At 60.7% G+C, this 13553-nt stretch carries 19 protein-coding genes; 4 read left to right on the top strand and 15 right to left on the bottom strand.

Translation table 11 applies throughout. The annotated features are described in order from the left end of the window. Positions 1 to 40: 40 nt before the first annotated feature. The 6 genes from EV655_RS12750 to EV655_RS12725 are packed head-to-tail and all read right to left on the bottom strand — an operon-like array spanning position 41 to position 3971. Positions 41 to 802 carry a hypothetical protein gene (locus EV655_RS12750; RefSeq protein ID WP_132545441.1) on the bottom strand — a complete coding sequence of 254 codons (762 nt, stop codon included), beginning with the start codon at positions 800 to 802 and terminating at the stop codon, positions 41 to 43. Continuing rightward, entirely contained in the window at positions 802 to 1485 is a 684-nt protein-coding gene (locus tag EV655_RS12745) for a phosphoadenosine phosphosulfate reductase domain-containing protein (protein WP_132545439.1), read from the bottom strand. Before EV655_RS12745 ends, EV655_RS12750 begins: the two co-directional genes overlap by 1 nt. After that, positions 1475 to 2116, bottom strand: a complete 642-nt coding sequence (locus EV655_RS12740; protein ID WP_132545437.1) for a hypothetical protein — start codon at positions 2114 to 2116, stop codon at positions 1475 to 1477. The genes EV655_RS12745 and EV655_RS12740 overlap by 11 nt, the downstream gene beginning before the upstream one ends. Positions 2117 to 2127: 11 nt before the next feature. After that, positions 2128 to 3087: a hypothetical protein gene (locus tag EV655_RS12735; RefSeq protein ID WP_132545435.1), complete on the bottom strand. Its 960-nt coding sequence runs from the start codon at positions 3085 to 3087 to the stop codon at positions 2128 to 2130. Next, positions 3084 to 3584 (bottom strand): hypothetical protein, encoded by a 501-nt coding sequence (locus EV655_RS12730; RefSeq protein WP_132545433.1) that lies wholly within the window; start codon positions 3582 to 3584, stop codon positions 3084 to 3086. The genes EV655_RS12735 and EV655_RS12730 overlap by 4 nt, the downstream gene beginning before the upstream one ends. Before the next feature lie 60 nt (positions 3585 to 3644). Continuing rightward, complete coding sequence (locus tag EV655_RS12725) at positions 3645 to 3971, bottom strand: hypothetical protein (RefSeq protein WP_132545431.1); 327 nt, start codon at positions 3969 to 3971, stop codon at positions 3645 to 3647. Between the two features lie 202 nt (positions 3972 to 4173). Here EV655_RS12725 and EV655_RS12720 point away from each other — a divergent pair, with 202 nt between their 5' ends. Then, positions 4174 to 4524 (top strand): H-NS histone family protein, encoded by a 351-nt coding sequence (locus tag EV655_RS12720; RefSeq protein ID WP_132545429.1) that lies wholly within the window; start codon positions 4174 to 4176, stop codon positions 4522 to 4524. 98 nt (positions 4525 to 4622) lie between these two features. On the opposite strand, the gene EV655_RS12715 is transcribed toward EV655_RS12720, so the two are convergent. The 6 genes from EV655_RS12715 to EV655_RS12690 all read right to left on the bottom strand — a co-directional run bounded on the left by EV655_RS12715 (position 4623) and on the right by EV655_RS12690 (position 8056). After that, positions 4623 to 5057: a type II toxin-antitoxin system MqsA family antitoxin gene (locus EV655_RS12715; protein ID WP_132545427.1), complete on the bottom strand. Its 435-nt coding sequence runs from the start codon at positions 5055 to 5057 to the stop codon at positions 4623 to 4625. 1 nt (position 5058) lies between these two features. Further along, entirely contained in the window at positions 5059 to 5358 is a 300-nt protein-coding gene (locus tag EV655_RS12710; RefSeq protein WP_132545425.1) for a type II toxin-antitoxin system MqsR family toxin, read from the bottom strand. 428 nt (positions 5359 to 5786) lie between these two features. Continuing rightward, positions 5787 to 6416 carry a hypothetical protein gene (locus EV655_RS12705; protein WP_132545423.1) on the bottom strand — a complete coding sequence of 210 codons (630 nt, stop codon included), beginning with the start codon at positions 6414 to 6416 and terminating at the stop codon, positions 5787 to 5789. After that, positions 6413 to 7420, bottom strand: a complete 1008-nt coding sequence (locus EV655_RS12700; RefSeq protein WP_132545421.1) for a PD-(D/E)XK nuclease-like domain-containing protein — start codon at positions 7418 to 7420, stop codon at positions 6413 to 6415. The genes EV655_RS12705 and EV655_RS12700 overlap by 4 nt, the downstream gene beginning before the upstream one ends. Then, on the bottom strand, positions 7417 to 7638 hold the full coding sequence (locus EV655_RS12695) for a hypothetical protein (RefSeq protein WP_132545419.1): 222 nt from the start codon (positions 7636 to 7638) through the stop codon (positions 7417 to 7419). The genes EV655_RS12700 and EV655_RS12695 overlap by 4 nt, the downstream gene beginning before the upstream one ends. A 73-nt stretch (positions 7639 to 7711) precedes the next feature. Further along, positions 7712 to 8056 carry a hypothetical protein gene (locus EV655_RS12690; RefSeq protein ID WP_132545417.1) on the bottom strand — a complete coding sequence of 115 codons (345 nt, stop codon included), beginning with the start codon at positions 8054 to 8056 and terminating at the stop codon, positions 7712 to 7714. Positions 8057 to 8523: 467 nt separating this feature from the next. On the opposite strand from EV655_RS12690, the gene EV655_RS12685 reads away from it, so the two are divergent. The 3 genes from EV655_RS12685 to EV655_RS12675 are packed head-to-tail and all read left to right on the top strand — an operon-like array spanning position 8524 to position 11626. Then, complete coding sequence (locus EV655_RS12685; RefSeq protein ID WP_132545415.1) at positions 8524 to 9633, top strand: plasmid recombination protein; 1110 nt, start codon at positions 8524 to 8526, stop codon at positions 9631 to 9633. A 41-nt stretch (positions 9634 to 9674) separates the two neighbouring features. Further along, positions 9675 to 11183: a DEAD/DEAH box helicase gene (locus EV655_RS12680; RefSeq protein WP_132545413.1), complete on the top strand. Its 1509-nt coding sequence runs from the start codon at positions 9675 to 9677 to the stop codon at positions 11181 to 11183. A gap of 32 nt (positions 11184 to 11215) precedes the next feature. Next, positions 11216 to 11626 carry a hypothetical protein gene (locus EV655_RS12675; RefSeq protein ID WP_132545411.1) on the top strand — a complete coding sequence of 137 codons (411 nt, stop codon included), beginning with the start codon at positions 11216 to 11218 and terminating at the stop codon, positions 11624 to 11626. On the opposite strand, the gene EV655_RS12670 is transcribed toward EV655_RS12675, so the two are convergent. The 3 genes from EV655_RS12670 to EV655_RS12660 all read right to left on the bottom strand — a co-directional run bounded on the left by EV655_RS12670 (position 11627) and on the right by EV655_RS12660 (position 13455). Beyond that, positions 11627 to 12370: a sigma-70 family RNA polymerase sigma factor gene (locus EV655_RS12670; protein WP_132545409.1), complete on the bottom strand. Its 744-nt coding sequence runs from the start codon at positions 12368 to 12370 to the stop codon at positions 11627 to 11629. Then, positions 12367 to 12999 (bottom strand): HNH endonuclease signature motif containing protein, encoded by a 633-nt coding sequence (locus tag EV655_RS12665; protein ID WP_132545407.1) that lies wholly within the window; start codon positions 12997 to 12999, stop codon positions 12367 to 12369. Before EV655_RS12665 ends, EV655_RS12670 begins: the two co-directional genes overlap by 4 nt. Positions 13000 to 13134: 135 nt before the next feature. Continuing rightward, positions 13135 to 13455: a hypothetical protein gene (locus tag EV655_RS12660; protein WP_165905343.1), complete on the bottom strand. Its 321-nt coding sequence runs from the start codon at positions 13453 to 13455 to the stop codon at positions 13135 to 13137. Between the last annotated feature and the right edge of the window lie 98 nt (positions 13456 to 13553).

The raw sequence follows: 13553 nt of genomic DNA, 5'->3' as shown, positions 1-13553 counted from the left end.
TCGAAAGCCGGCATCCCTTTCCATTCTCCCCAAGGATCGGTCATGACTCCTTCCTCGTTTCCTCGAAGTGAGAAGGACCCAGGGCGCAGAAATGGACGATCGTGATCATGTCCGGATCGGATGTCCGCCAGGGCGCGATTTTTTGCTCCGCTTCACGCCATTCTTTGATTCCAACCTTCAGCATCTGTGCGTGGTGATACTCTCCTGACAGGATGCTGTCCTTCGAGAAACCGAGATCGCAGAGAGCTTCGAAATCCGCAAGGCACTGACGGAAACGATCAGCATGTATCCATACGGTCATCTCATCGAACTGGACAGGGAAGTGCGTCTGACTTGCCGCAACCTGGGCACGGAATACAGTGTGCTTCTGTCCGCTTGAATTGATTGCCAGGACCCATTTTCCGTACGGAGGATCAAGCAGAATACGGCGTATATCTTTCCTTTTAGGAACGATATACGTGCCATCTTCGGCAATGAGATGAGAGTAGTTATTCCAACCTGCGCCTCCCCAGACCTTAACATCAGTCCCTTTTTGCGCGACCATGCCTTGCCACGCCTTCCCACTCAGAACTGCCGCGCAGCCCTGACAAATTGCGTCGCTATCCATCGCCAGCGCAAAGTCATGACCGGTAAAACCACCGGATAGTGCGGCCGACCGTGGCCAGCCCTTGCCGCAGGTATCGCCGCCGCACATCCAGCATGTTTTTCCAGATGCATATCGCGATGAGTTTTTCTTTTTCGGCAAAGGCGGCTCATGCACAATACCAAGGACCCGCGCGACGAATTGTGTTGTCGTTTCCATTACATACCCTCCAGCTCTGGAAATGCCCTCTTGAAAGCGAGATAACGAACCGGATCACGCTCCTGAATCGCGCTCAGGAATTCGCCGCGGACTTGCTCACGAGGAACCCGCGTTGCAGTCCGTTCGCTGTATCCGTGATCTTTGTAGACGCGCAGGACGGGCAGATCATTCGTCTCGACGATGGACGCGATATCCATGTCTGTCATCCACGCCAGCGGGCACACACGCCACAATCCGGACGCAGCGAGATATAGCTGCCCGTGCCGCCGGAGCGTATTCTTCCTCGCCATGCTTTCCGACGCTCGGAGTCCGACGAAAAACATGTCGTGGTTATCTTGAGATTGAAGCTGCTCCCAGCGGTCAGAGACTTTGTCAAGAAGAGAGGTCCTGGACAGGCGCAAAACCTCTATCCTGGCGCCACGCGCTCGCCACGCGTCGATCACCTCATCGAAGTCTCCGATGAATTTGCTCTCATCCCACAGAATAATCCGCGCGACGGTGTCCGGGGCATGCTTGAGCACCAGGTGCAGCATTGCGGCAGAGTCCTTGCCGCAGCTGAAAGCGACGTATGGGTTTTTCCCAATCGAGATGGCCTCCTTTACCACCGCCTCGGCCTTCTCGACCTTCCGGCGGTGGCTCGCTAGCCTGGCATTCAGTAGCGCCGATTTTCGATCAACGCTCATCGTGACGCTCCTCTGGCATGACGCACTCGACTTGATGCACACGCGCCGGCGGCACCAGACCGTATGGCATCACGACTGCACCTTTCCGCTCCATCAGAGTCGCCGGAAGTGGCCGATGCCCCCTTGCGATCCTCGGATCCCCGTCATCGGTGATTTCCCAACGCAAGACCTCGCCAAAGCCAGATCCGCGCTTTCCGCCGACTTGAGATATCTTTGAGACGCAGCGATCGATTTCAGCGCGATCGCCGATTGCGTGCCACCTTATCGCTCGGCAGATTACGCGGACATCGTAGAGCCTGTATGCCTTGTATGGTCCTTTTGTCGTTTCGACCTTCTTGTCGTGTTCGAGATGGCGCTCGCGATGATCGTCGAAACGGCGGTGAAAATAGCGCCGCTCTTTTCCGACAGCTCCGACAATAATCGGGGAGCTCGCAGCATACCACCACAGTCCTTCATGCTCGATCCTTTCGAATGGCAATCCCTCGACAGGCTTCAAATCGGACGGCGCAGGCGAGCAGAATTCCTTATCTCCGAGACGCTCACGCTGAATAACCGCGCCGACGATCCCGTCGATTGCCGGTGCCCATGGATTGCGGCTGATGAAGCCGTTCTTTAGGTGCGCTGTGATCATGAGGGGCTTCATTACGCAGCCCCCAGAAGCTTGGTGATCTCGGACTTCTCCGCCGCGAGCATTGCGTCATACATCGCGCGGAGATGCTGATCGTAGGCCTCTTTCGCGACCTCGGCAGGCTGAGACATACGCGACACGCCGTCCTGGATAGAGAGGAAGGACTGCGTTTCCCCGTCGAACGTGAGATTGTAGTGGAGATCGACCTGGCCGTAGCCGATGGCGCTTTTCCCACCAATCGCGGGATTTGCCGAGAACCGGTGCAGGCCTGCGACCAGTGCGCCGAGCTCGACCTCCGATGCATCCTCCAGCGTGATCCAGGTATGGAGAGTCACGCCGGGGCTGACGAGCTCCATGCCGATCCGCATCTGATCGGCGACATCGCCCTTGCCTTTCTTCTTGCCGCCATCGCCCTCGAGAAGGAGGCAATCCTCTGCAGCGAGGTGCCGGCGGATGCTGTCGATCTTCGCATCGTCGCGGCGCGAATGCTCCTTCTCCATCGTGCAGCGACCATAGGGAATACCGGCGGCCTGCTCATGAAACGCCGCCGGCAGGACAGGCACGGCCTCGCGGCAGACGGGGTAGCAGTTGCCGACACGCAGCTTGCCCTGCAGGATCTGGTTGCCAACGCCGCCGCCGAACACAGCAACCATCGGGATCGCCGCTCGAATCCGGCGCGCTTGTCCGATATCCGTAATCTGCGTGCCGCCGATGCGGCCGCCCGAGAAAAGCAGGTGGAAGGCATCCATCGGCACCCGAGCGCCGCCGAGGTTGTCCAGCATATAGGACGCGCACAGGTCGCGGAGCTGTCCGCGCCACGCGTTGCCGGAATAGACGAAGACTTCCTCGGTCGTGCCGTCATCCTGGAGGATGGTCTCCTGGACGAGGTAAGATTTGTTCGAGATGCTCTCGCCGATGTGCGATAGCGGCGACTTGAGACGGAAATATCCGTCCAGGCGGTAGGTCTTGGTCATGCGGTTTCCCCTTCGATGACGGTTTCAAGATGCTGCTCGATCGGCTTTTCCCTTTCGAGCCGGTCGCGCACGAGAAGCACGACCCAGGCGGTATTGCGGTATGCGGTGCGGATCACGGCATGCGCGTCGGCGCGCTCGATTACCCGAGTGCCGAACTCGCGGAGTCCGAGATCTCGGTCAGCGCCGAACTGGATGGCCTCGCGGAACGACCCGTCTTCATTGATGACGGTCATCATCGGGATCTCGCCCCTCGTCCCGACCTCCAGATAACGAGGCTGAAGGGTTGGCGCGTTCATACGGCCTGGTCTCTTCAGGGCCTCGATGAAGTCCTGGATCGTCTGTGCTCTCTTCGCAGCGTCTTTCGTGAAGCGCTCGATCTGCCCCCAGACATCCGGGGTAATCTTGAACTTCGCGCGATCTCGGGACCGCCAGCATACGTAGACGATGAGGGCCGCAATCGCGGCGTTCTCGTCGTCGGTTTCAAATCCGTAGATCATGGTTTCTCCTGTGGTTGCGGCCTGGCCCCGAAGGGCCAGGACAAAGAAAGACAGAGAGGATCAGGCGTCTTCGCGGTCAGCTTCGGCGAGGTCATTCACCGTCTCGATCAGCGCGCCAGCGAGCTCGCGGCGGGACATGACGAGAGCGCGGGCGTAGGTCAGGAGTTCACCATGGAACTCGACGACGCCCTGGCTGAAGAGCGTTCCTGCCGGGCAGTCCCCGTGCTCGCCGACGGCGCGGCCGTCCTCCCATTTCACGCCGAACTGGATACCCTCGAGCAGGGCTTCATCATTGCACTCAGCGAGCGTTTCCGCGTGCGAGCGAGCCGCGTCGGCGATGTCGAGAGCAGCGGTCGAAACGCCGCGGAGGTAAGTAGATTTGCGCATTTGCGTCTCCTGGGTTTGGGGAGCGGCGCCCCGGTTGTGTGGATCATTCCCTGCCGCTGAAAGGGAACTAGAAAGGATGTTGGTCCGACAAAAACGATCCGGAGATTTTTTTCGAAAAAAGTTCGAGCGACCGGAAGAAGTCCCCCTTTCCACAGGCGAAATTTCCGGCTACGGGTCAGGCAGGAAACCATGGAGATGACGCATGAAAGAGCTGGAGCAGATGAGTCCCGCGGAGCTGGATGAGCTGATCCGCTCGGCTGAGAAAGCGAAGGCCGATGCGGAGAAGCGGCGGAAAGCCGAGGCTAAGGAAAAGGTCCAGAAAATCCTGGACGAATACGGCTATCGTATCGGTGATCTCTACCCGCGCGCTGCCGGGAAATCGGCACCCGCGGGCGGCACATCGGACGCGAGATACGCGAATCCGGACGATCCGTCGGAGACCTGGGGCGGGCTCGGCAGATACCCGAAGTGGCTCGCGGAGAGGGTTCCCGGGATCGGTGAGATGTCGCCGGCGGAGAAGCGGGCGGCCCTGGAGCGGTTCCGGGTCGAGTGAGAAGAGGAGGGGCTAGCGCCCAGCCCCTTACGGTAAATGTTGAAGCCCGCAAATATTTGCGGGCTTCATGTCTCTATCGAAGTTGGCGGGATTGACGATCAAGCCATGTGCTGCTCCCCCAGCAGTTCATCGAGGCGCTTCGGGTTGTTCGACAGAAGTCGCAAAGCCGTGTCAGCGGCTTTGCTCAACACGACATCCCCTGATTCATATTTCTGAAACGCATTTGGTCCGCCGCCAATGAGGCGACCCGCGTCACGCTGGGAAAGTCTCAGTTTCTTGCGAACCGACCGGACTTGCCCCGGAGTCATCACACCGATCTCTCGAGCCTTCATGGTGTTGATCACGCGATCCGACACCTGCATGTCTTTGGCATCATGGATGCCCTGGTCCGCAGTGGGGTCGTCGGCTGGATACCAACCTGGCAACTCAACCGTCTCGCTTTGAGAGCGAAAAGTAAGCGTGACGGTGCGAACGCCGCGAACGAGCGTCTTGCCAGTCTCCGGATGCACTCTTGTTTCCTCAACTCCAGGCATCTCATTTCTCCTTGAAGGACGTGCAGGTGAACTCAGCGACAGTGTCCTGCACGAACTTGATGTAGATCTCATATCCATCCGCTCGCCCATGATAGACATCCATCCAAACCCTGTGATTCTGGTGTGTGGTCATCGACTTGTAGAAGTCACGAGGGTTTAGGCCCTTGATAACGACAATCATGTCGGAGCGGGTCATTCCCATCTCTGCCGCACCTTGTATGGCGGCGTTCGTGATTCCCATCGTCGAGCCCGCAGACGCTTGAATAGATCCGAGATCGTATGTTGGTTTCTTCTTCTCCATCACATAGCACCATAGTGGTGTATTTGCAAGTGGTCCACTGCCTCCGCCGAGGCATTGACCGGCTTGCGAGGCGGTAACCTCGCCGCTGTCGAAGATATTTTCGAGACGAAACTCACCCGATCTCTCCCTCCGAGAGTGCATCAAGCGTCTTGTTTGAAAGGAAATGTTGGCCACAGAACGGCCAACAGAAGCAATTATTTCAACATTTTCCGTAAGGGGCTGGGGCTAGCGCCCCTCCTTCTCCTTCGGCTTCCACAACTTCGCTCTGCGGCGAAGGTCGGCGCGTTGTTCCGGGGTGAGCGGGGGCAGGATGATCAGGCCCCCGCTCTCACCAGAGATCTCGCGCCAGGTCTGCCGGGACGGCCGGATGTCATGCGGCGCGGCGAGGCGGTCCCTGAGCGACCGCGCGGACGCAAGAGACATGCTGCTCATGCCTCACCCCCGATCTCGTTGTTGAGCGCCTCGACCGCTGCGTTCGGGTCGTTCTCGCGGTGCTCGCGCGCGGCGGTTTCGAGCGCGACGAGCTGGTCATAGAGACCGTCGCCGAGCTCGGACTTCACCGCTTCGGGGACCTTGCTCCACGCTTCATCGACCGTCGGAGCGTCGGAGCTTTCCGCGACCGCGAACAGCCGCTCCCTCCACCTGTCCGACGCTCCGGATTTCGAGACAACGAGCGGCTGGATCGTGACCCCCGCTTTCCGCCCGCGCGTCTTCGTCAGCATGAGCGTCCGCGGCTGAGAAAGCCCCTCCATCGCGCTGACCCGGATCCCGCCGACGGCGACGCCAGCCCACGTGACCGTCTCGTCATTGTAGATGGTGCAGTGCATGCCGACCCAGCGAGACGCGTCAGGCCCCCACACAGCCGCGAGCACGCGCAACGCCGATTTCGCGGGCTTCCACGGCCGCCCCTCGTCGCCGTCGAAAAAGACGGAGACGGGCTGCTCGCCGGAGACGACTTGGACGTCCCGGATCCGGATCGTCCGCGGGCCCGTCAGCAGGTCATCCGCGTTGAGCTGGTCGGATTTCGGCCGGATCGCGGCCGTGATGTCGATGTTCATGAGATGAAGACTCCTTGTTCCTCGGTTGCGTATGCCTCGCGCCGGAGAACCCACTCCGGCAGGCTGATGGGTTGGATCTTGTCGCCGTAGCCGGGCCACTTGTCGGACGAGAGGCAGTCCGCGTAGGTGCGGAGGTCTTTGCGGTATTCGCGGCGGCCGATCTCGAGCATTTCCGGAACCGCGAGGTATGTCGCGGAAGCGTAGGGCTCGACCTTCTCGAGGGCGCCGAACACGAAATGCGCGGGCTCTGGCAACTCCTCGACGCCGTGAAATCCACCCTGCCGGATAGCCTCGCGAATTCCGTCGAGGTAGAAGGCGGCTTGGACATGGTAGCGCCAATCCCAGATGCTTTTCTGGAAGCCGTCGAAAGAGGCGTCGCGGCACGTCTTGAGGTCCGCGATGACGCCGTTGAAGCGCCAAAAGTCTGGGCGGCACCGACACAGGACGCCGGTCTCTTCGTCGACCCAGTAGCAGCTCAGTTCCGCGACACCGGCGCCGGGCGCGAAGAGCTTTCCGGCGGACTCGTTCGCGAAGAACGCGCCGCGCATGGCTTCGACTTTCGCGATCTCGTCAGCCGTCACGATCTCCTGCTCGCCGACCTCGGCGGCGTATTCCGCGCGCGCGTCGTCGAGAAAAACGGCGGACGGGTCTGCGGCGCGGAGACGCTCCGTCAGCTCCCCTTTCGAACCGGAAATTTTCTCTCCAAGCTCACGCAAGCGGGCTTTCATGTCGTCCGTCGTCGCGAGCGCGTTCTCCGGCGCGACGAAGGGCTGCGCGTAGCAGTCCCAGAAGCTTTCCGGCTCGAGAATGAGTGCGTGCGCGAGTGTGCCGAGCCGTTGGTCCGGTGTCGGTTCGCGCCGCTCCGCTGTCCGCGAATGCTGGTAATGCGCTGGCGATTTCCGGATCAGATCAAGGCCAGATTTCGAGATCCCGGGGCCAGCGTGATACGCCGAATTCGAGATGCCGGCATAGACGCCGGGCTTCATGTCGCTCCATTCTGTCATTGGTTGATTCCTGCTCGGATTTCGACGAGCCGCTGAGCTGCCTCAGCGGCGGTGTATTTCGTGGCCGCCTCGAGAAACTGAAGCAGCCTCAGTTCGAGTTCGGAGAACGCTGCAGCCCGGTCGATGACCGCGAGCAGCAGATCTCGATAGTCCCGATTTTCGGGTGCATGCTCGGCGAGCTCGAGTGCCTCCTTCAGTCCTGTCATGCGCCGTTTCATAAGGACCTCCTCCAGTCTTCTAAGAGGATACTAGGGACTGCGTAGGGTCATCCAAAACGCCTGGCGAATTTTTCTATGCGGCGCAGAATTCGCGGCATTTCAGCCGACGTGCCTCGGCGAGAATTCGCTCTGCGAGGAACCTGATATCTGCATCGTCTGCGAAGCTCGGCGGACGGTATTCCGAGACGATATGGTGGATCGCGCACAGGGAGTGTTCAGGATCGTTCGCGTCAAGAGCGGGCGTGTCATCGCTGATCACCTGGCTGCCGTTTTCAGTCGCACCGATCACCATGTGGCCGCAGCAGATGCACGGCCTCGTGTAGATAAAATACTCCTCGCCGTTCTTCCGGAAGAAGAGCTCGTAACCCTCTCCATCGACGAAGCGGAGGTAGTAGCCGTTGGGTTTGGACTCGGTCATTCGGGAACTCCTTGGACTGTGTGTTGAGCCGCCGCAGTCGGCGTGGGAGGGGAGTTGCAACGTGGCGCCAAGATCGTGAGCGGATTCCGGGAACTTTCTTGCCCGACAGAAGCTAAGACATTGATTGGAAGTGAAACTTTCTTCGATCCGGAGGCCCCGCAGGGCGCATGGGGGTCCAGGGGGAGCGGCGATGCTCCCCATGGTGCAGGGTTCATAGGGGCAGGCACACGCCCCTATGCCCGCCGGGAGGCGCGTGGTGGGGTGCTGGGGAGGTCGCAAGAGATCTTCCCGGCGAGTGGTGGGATTGGTCCAGGAAGGGAGGCGGCGCGATAGCCCCTCCCTTATCCTGGCGAACGGGGTGTCCTGAACGAGCCCGCCGCAGGCGGGCGAAGTGCAGGCACCTTAGTGAGTGTTCAACCTGCGAAGCCAGGATTGGGGCCACATTTCCAAGGAAATGGAGGCACCACATGACTGAACAGGAAAAGCACCCGGTTGTCTATCGCGTCGAAGAGATCTGGTCTGCTGAACTCGGGCGCATCGAAATGCACCGAAAAAGGGAAGGTGGAGACCTCTCGCATATCGCGAAGCACAGGACCCAGCTCAACGAATTCCTGATCGGCGACGAGGGATGGAAAGAGCAGCTCGCTAAAGAAATCGACCGAGCGCGAGAGCTGAATTTTCGGTATGCTTATCACGCGCGGCGGTGGGTCCGGAAGCGGAAGAAAGAGGCGGAGAAAATCCGCCGCGCCGGGCCAAAGGATCCGTGGAAATCGGACCGGTCAGAAGGCCCACTTAGGGAGATTGTTCTCACCGCGAACAAGCGTTTTTTTCAGGACGAAATGACCGGCTTCGGCGACGCAGAACGTGAGCGCGTCTTCGAGAAATGCGCGGTGCAATTTCTGAAAAAAGAGTATCGAGGAACCGTCGTCGCCGCATGGGTGGATCGGGATGAGGAGGCCTATCACATCCATGCCGTTGCCGCCCCATGGGTGGAGAAGAGCACGAAAAACGCCGGGCGGCAGCGCATGCTTGTCCCTGGGTCAATTCCGGTCCTTGCGAGCTATGAAAAGGGTCAGGACTTGGTGGCGCAATACTTCGCACCCGCCGGTCTGGTCCGCGGTGAAAGGCGAGCCGCGCGGCGACGCGAGGCGCTCGAAAATGAGCGCGAGGCAGAGCTGCCGCGCGACAATATTCCGTGCCACGTGTGGCGTCAGGAAGAGGCCGTGAAGCTGGACGAGAAGCGGCAGGCCGCCCAGGCTGCGGAGGATCGTGCCCGCCGCTTGGAAGACGAGGCCAGAGCCGCTCGCATGGCCGCCGCGGCGGAGGCCCGGCGCGTGCGTGAAGAGCAGCGGGCCCGGGCGGCGGAGCTCGCGAAAAGGGAAGCTGAAGTCAGTCGCCGAGAACGCATGCTTGTGAAAGCCGTCCACGGTTTTTTCGAGCTTTCGGACGCGGTCCGCGATGCCGCTCGCGCCGTCGGAATGCTCGATCATCCGCTCGTTCGGCGCGCGTCGGATCTCGTCGAAAAAGCGCGGTCCGGACTCGGTCGGATCGGAGGGCATGAGCGCACGCGAGGCTGAGTCCGCAGGATCCGAACCCCACCCATCTATATCCGCCCCGAATGCAGGTTTTGCGCAACGAGCGGCGGGTGGCGGGCGAGGTTTCGAGTATGAGGATCACGCCCAGGCAATATCAGTCCGAAGATCTGTCTGCCCTTCGGATCGCCGCCCGTTCCGGTGCTCGCAGGATCATCTTCGAGGCTTCCGTAGGCTACGGAAAGACGATCATCATGCTGCTGGTCGCGATGGCCTACGTCTCGGTCGGAAAGCGGGTCCTGATCCTTTCCAACAGGACATCTGTCATCGAGATGCTGCGCGACGAGATCGGTGAGAGCGACCTGATCAAGATCATGACGGTGCAGTCAGCCGTGAACCGGCTCGACATCATCGACAAGCCGGCGGTAATCCTGATCGACGAGCTGCATATGGGCGGGGCGGCAGGACAATATCGGAGCGTCTTCGAGGTCTTCGAGAATGCGCTGGTCATCGGATTCACGGGCACACCGAAGGCGGCCCTGTTTGAAGTTTTTGACGCGCATGTTCAGGCGAAGAGCGCGCGCTGGCTCACGGATCACGGCTTCCTGTCTCCACTGAAGTATTTCTGCCCGGAGACGATCGACTTCTCGAGAATCCGGACCGTCGGCAGTGATTTCGACGAGGACGAGCTCGTCGATGCGATGGAGCGCAGCGACATCTGCGGCGATGCAATCGAGAGCTATCGGCAACATTGCGTCGGGAGACCAACCCTCGTCTTCACCGTCAATATCAAGCACGCGAAGGCGGTCCAGGAGGAGTTCCAGGCCGCGGGGATCGAATGCGAGACGCTGACAAGCGAGGACGATGAGGACGAGACCGCCAGGAAGATCGCATTGCTGAAGTCCGGCGGTCTTCTGATCTCTGTCGACCGAGTGAGCGCCGGCTTCAACGTCCCGGCACTGCACGCCATCATTTCCCTACGCCCGACCCGGCAACCCCACCTCTGGGTGCAACAGCTTGGCAGGGTGGCCAGGCTCGCCGAAGAAAAGGTCTGCGGCTGGGTATTCGATCACGCCGGAAACACCCTCCGGAACGGCACGCTGACAGAAGATCGCGACTGGCGAAACGGCGACCAGGTCGACGATGAAAGACAGACAGAAGAGGGCGAGCGGCTTTCCGTGCGGGTCTGCAGCTGCTGCAATTTCGCATGGGAGGGAGCTGCCACATTCTGTCCAGAATGCGGGCATGAGAATGGTCAGGATCGGCGGATCTCGAAGCGGAAGGCAATCCAGCTTCGGGAGCAAGAGGCGGCTGACATCGAGGCGGCGCGCCAGGCTGCCGCAGCCGCTGCACGCCGGGCCCAGGGCAAGGCAAAGACATTCAAGGCGTTGGCGGCGGAGATCGCGAAACGGCCGGGCACGAGGAACATCCACTCAGCGAGGGCCAGCGCATCGAAGATCCTCGCGGCTCGCATGCGGAAAGCCGTGGAGGAGGGCCGCACAGAAGAAGCCGAGGCCATTCATGCCGACCTCGCTGCCAACGGCCACCGGAAGGTCGCCGACGAAACACTGGCGGACATCGAGGCTGCAGTATGAGCAGGCGCGGGCAGAATCCTGAAACGCCGCTCATGAAGCAGATCGGACTGGCGGCGAAACGGCGATGGCATCCGGTCGGCATGGTCTACCGGATCAACCCCGGCCTTGGCACGCCGCCCGGGTCAGCGCACCTGATGCGATACGCACCCGAGGGATGGCCGGACCAGGTCCTCCTTCTCAGGGGACGGCTGGCGGCGCTCGAGGCGAAGACTAAGCGAGGGCGACCAGAGGAAAGCCAGCTCCGCATGGCCAGGCAATGGTGGCTTGCCGGAGTGCCTTACTTCTTCCCGACATCGCCGGAGCACATGTTCGAGCTCGTGGAGCGGCATTTCCCAGCCGAGGTGTGGGCGGACCCGACGCCGGAGGAGCGGGCCCGGTTTCGAGAGGCGTTCGCAGATGCGGAAGACCCGCGGCCATGGCTCGAAGCTAACGGATACATGTGATCACGCCGCACCCACAAGCGCGAAATCGTCGAACCGCAATCCGCGCCGGCGGAGTTCAGTCTCCATCTTTCCCAGTGCCTCGCGCTGGATCTGGCGGATCCGCTCGAGCGAAACGCCGTAGTCCCGCGCGATCTCCTCCAGCGTCTCGCCATCGACCGCCAGAATCCGCCGCGCAACGATATCCCGCTCGCGATCGTTCAGGACATCGAACGCCGACAGCAGCACGGCCCTGGTGCGATCCTGGTCGTTCATTCCAGGATCACAAGCCATCTCGATATCATGGACATCGACATAGCCGGCTGATACCTGCTGTAGGATATCCTTGGCGGTCCCGGCCGAGATCCCGTAGTAGCTGGACGCCTCGGCAAACGCCTCGTCCTCGGTCATCCCGTTGGCGATATTTCCGGCCGCGCGCTTCGGGATCTGGTTGACCGCCTTGATTGGAACCTGGCTCGCGCCGATCGAGGTCTGGAACCGCGCTTTCGTGGCCGCGACGCTGAATTCGCGACGGATGCAGGCGGCCATGTATGACGAAAACGGCCTTCCAGACTCCGGGTCGAATTCATCGGCGGCCCTGAGGATCCCCTCAGCCCCCATCGACACGATCTCGCCCGTCGAGAACCCCGCCCAGGAGAATTTCCGTGCGAGGAAATGGATGAGACCCAAATTCTCGAGCACGAGCCGGTCCCGGTATTCCTGATCGCCGGTCTGTCTGTATTTCCGGATGAGGTCCTCGTTCGTCATGTCAGGGCCTCGTCGATCTCGCTCACGGCGCGATTGACGATCCGGCTCGCCTGTCCGACGGAGATCCCGACGTCGTCCGCGGCCGCCTGCATCGTCTTCTGTTCGACGAACATCGTCCGCAGAATCCGGCGGGTGCGGGCGGGTTGGGCCGCGATCGCGCGGGCGAGGTCGTCACCGACGGAGCCGTCGAAGTGTTCCGGGGTCAGATCATTGAGCCAGTCGCGCCAGGCTTTTATCCGAGGTTTCCTGCTTCCGGCTCGGACACGCTGCTCGCTCTCGACAACCGAGCGGACATGGCACTCCTTACAGTAAGGCCGCACATAGCCCTCAGCAGCTTTCGGGTGGCGATAATACCCTCCATCAACCGGCTTGATCTTTCCGCACCGTGCGCACCGCTTCACGAGCTGCCCGGCGTCGTTGAGCATCACTCCAGCATGCCGCTTCCGGTGCTCGATTTTGGAGACCAGCTCCAAGTTTTCGATACGCCAGTCGAGCTTGTCTTCGTTTTTGTGATGGATCTCATACCCGGGCGGGATCGCGCCGTGATGCATGCGCCAGATCAGGCGGTGGATCTTCTCGGGTTTTCCGCGATATGAGACCCGCGGATAGCCGTGCTTGTCGATATACATTCGCCCCTCCAGAGCTGTGCTGGAGGGGAACTAGGTCCCGATTTCGAAGTCCGGAAATCGGAGTGACACACATGAAACATTCGCGAAAAGCCCCGGCTAATTGCCGGGGCTCATAATCGCGCGATCGGGTGATTTCTACGAGAGAAACGCCTCGATCTCCGCTGCAGCCTTCGGGTGCAATTCGGCGATGTCTTGGCGAAATACCTCGCCATCACTGTCGAAAATGACGATCTCCGCTCGCCCGCTGTCGCCGCGCTCGACGAAAATCCAGGCTGTATCGGTGTCGAGATACACCCGCGCCTGGCCGAACTGCCTCTCGACATCGCTGTCGAACCACGCATGCGTCGCGATCGCGAAATCTGCGTTCTCGACGGCATCGAGGTAGAGCTCGACAAAACGGCGCGACAGGGTCGATGTCAGTTCGTCAGGGGTCATTTGCTGGCTGGGAATGTTCATGGCTGTTGGCTGTCACTGAGAACTGACCCGGCGTTGTCACCGAGAACTGACCCGCCCGGTCGTTATGTTTGCTACTTCATGCTGGGGTCAATGGTGCC

Source organism: Rhodovulum euryhalinum, from assembly GCF_004342445.1.
Lineage (GTDB): Bacteria > Pseudomonadota > Alphaproteobacteria > Rhodobacterales > Rhodobacteraceae > Rhodovulum > Rhodovulum euryhalinum.
This window is presented reverse-complemented; position numbering and strand designations above follow the sequence as displayed.